This window comes from Neisseria sp. HMSC070F02 (assembly GCF_001814225.1).
In the GTDB taxonomy this organism is placed as follows: domain Bacteria; phylum Pseudomonadota; class Gammaproteobacteria; order Burkholderiales; family Neisseriaceae; genus Neisseria; species Neisseria meningitidis.
In genome coordinates, this window is record NZ_KV815405.1 from 1 (window position 1) to 2,107 (window position 2,107).

Below are 2,107 nucleotides of genomic sequence, written 5' to 3' on the forward strand. Positions count from 1 at the left end.
AATGTCTTGGTGGGAATTTAGGGGATTTTGGGGGGATTTTGCAAAGGTCTCAGGCGGCAAATCGCCACCCTTCCCTTCAAACCTTCCGCCTGTCCCAACAGCAGACAGGCGAAAAAGCCCTTACCACTGATAACCGACAGATGCGGAAGCACCGAAATGGCCGCGCGAATTGCCGGAAGCCGTGCCTTTGATAATCCAATTTCCGCCGTCGGAAATACTGGAGTAGCCGATGGCGTAACCGGCTTCGCCGCGATAAGTGCCGCCGCCGATCGCCATCATACTCTTGCCGGGCAAATACGCCTGAACCAGACCTGCGGTTGCAATCGCTTGGGCGATGCCCGCACGCGCGTTGCCGTCCACATTGTCGATGCGGTTGTTCAAGTTTTGCGCCACGCCTTTAAGTTGTGCGACGTTTGTAACATCCCCCTCTTTAACGCCCGGGGCGACATTGGTAATGCGGACGGGTTTGTTGTCCTTCTTGCTGCCGACATTCAATGCGTCCCCATCCACGCTCAAAGTGGGCGCATCCGCCCCCGCGCCGAGCGAAACGCTGGAAAACTGCGGGGTCATCGAAGTGGCGATGTCGATATTTTTACCGTTGCGGGTAATCTCGATGTTGTTGCCGGCATTAATGTTGACGGTTTCATCCATCTTTCCCTTGCTCGGCGAAACATTGCCGCTGATGACTTTGCCCGAAGAACCTGCAACCGCTTTGGAATCCAAATTCCAACCGCTGTTTTGCAGCTGATTGACGTTTAGGGCATCGCCGACATTTACATCATACATAACAGTGATGTTGCCTTGATCATCTTTACTTACAGTCGCAGTTGTACCTTTACCACTAGCAAAGGTTACATTTGTGCCTGATGTAACGGTTTCAAACTTGTCAGCTTGACCTGTTTGACCATTAGCGGTTGTTGTTTTCATTCTCCAACCAGCCTTGTTTACTGCATCAATCACTTCTTTTGCAGTCACTAAGCCTTCGCCTTCGTCTGTAGAAGAACCATTCTCGCCTTTGTCTTTACCAGTAACCAACTTACCGTCTTTTTCTTTAATAACAGAAGTCTTCGCACCGATTTTAACTTCGGTTTTCTTGCCGTTGTCTTTGCTTTCCACATTAACAGTCGTTGTTTTCGTATCTGCGCTCAAGAACTCGACTGTGTCGTAAGTGCGGACGAAATCAACGTTATCGGAAGCTGTTGTACCGGGTTTAACGCCTTTAATGTTCCAGCCAGCGTTTAATACGTCTTTAACGCTTGCCGCACGTTTTTTCTCGTCATCGGTAACGTTGTCGTTGGTTACGTTTGTGGTCGCTCCGGTATTCAGCAGCGTATCGGTCAAAGTCGAACCAATACCGTTCAGATGAACCGTGGTGTCGCCGTTCGTCCCAGCCGTTTCTTTCGCAAAATTCAAGCCTTTGGTGTCGCTTGTGATGTTGACTTTATTGCCGTTTGCGCTAAACGATAATTTTTCAGTTCCAACACTGGTCAGATCTGTGAGGTCTTTTTTCAGCGAGTAGGTGAAGTTTGTGCCGTTTTGTTTGATTTTCAGGTTGTCGCCGGCTTTGAGGGTGATTTCTCTGGCTGTTAGTACTCCTTTCTCGTTGAAATATACTGCCCAATCTGAATTTTCTTCTACTTTTTCTTTTTCTCCCGTGCCTTCTTTATCGGAATTGACTATCAACACGGCAACAGTGCGTTGTACGGGGTCTAAATATAAATCTTCTTCTTGCTCTTCATTGTTAGCACTTGCCTGAACCGTTGCAAACAACAGTGTCGCCAATACGGCGGTCTCCACGGTTGCGGAGGCGCGTTTGGTGTGGTTGCGTGTGAGCTCGGATACGACGACCCAGGCATTGAGGGCACTATTCCAAATGATGCGGTATATTTTGTTCATTTTGTTTTTTCTTTTGGTTTGTTTGAATGGTTAAATCGGGGTTTGGGGGCGGATGGTGCGGCATCCGCCCGGTTTTTGGGGGTTGGGGGTTTTCTGATAAATTCCCCCAACTTAAAATCTCGTCATTCCCGCGAAGGCGGGAATCTGGGACGTGGAATCTAAGGAAACTGTTTTATTCGGTAAGTTTCCGTGCCGACGGGTCTGGATTCCC

At 48.9% G+C, this 2,107-nt stretch carries 1 protein-coding gene; it reads right to left on the reverse strand.

Translation table 11 applies throughout. The features are described from left to right. Nucleotides 1-120: 120 nt before the first annotated feature. Nucleotides 121-1,896 (reverse strand): autotransporter adhesin NhhA, encoded by a 1,776-nt coding sequence (gene nhhA, locus HMPREF2959_RS04480; RefSeq protein ID WP_002243488.1) that lies wholly within the window; start codon nucleotides 1,894-1,896, stop codon nucleotides 121-123. Between the last annotated feature and the right edge of the window lie 211 nt (nucleotides 1,897-2,107).

Excerpts from the sequence above, each read along its gene's own strand:
- nhhA (WP_002243488.1), bottom strand. The coding sequence starts at position 1,896 with ATGAACAAAATATACCGCATCATTTGGAATAGTGCCCTCAATGCCTGG.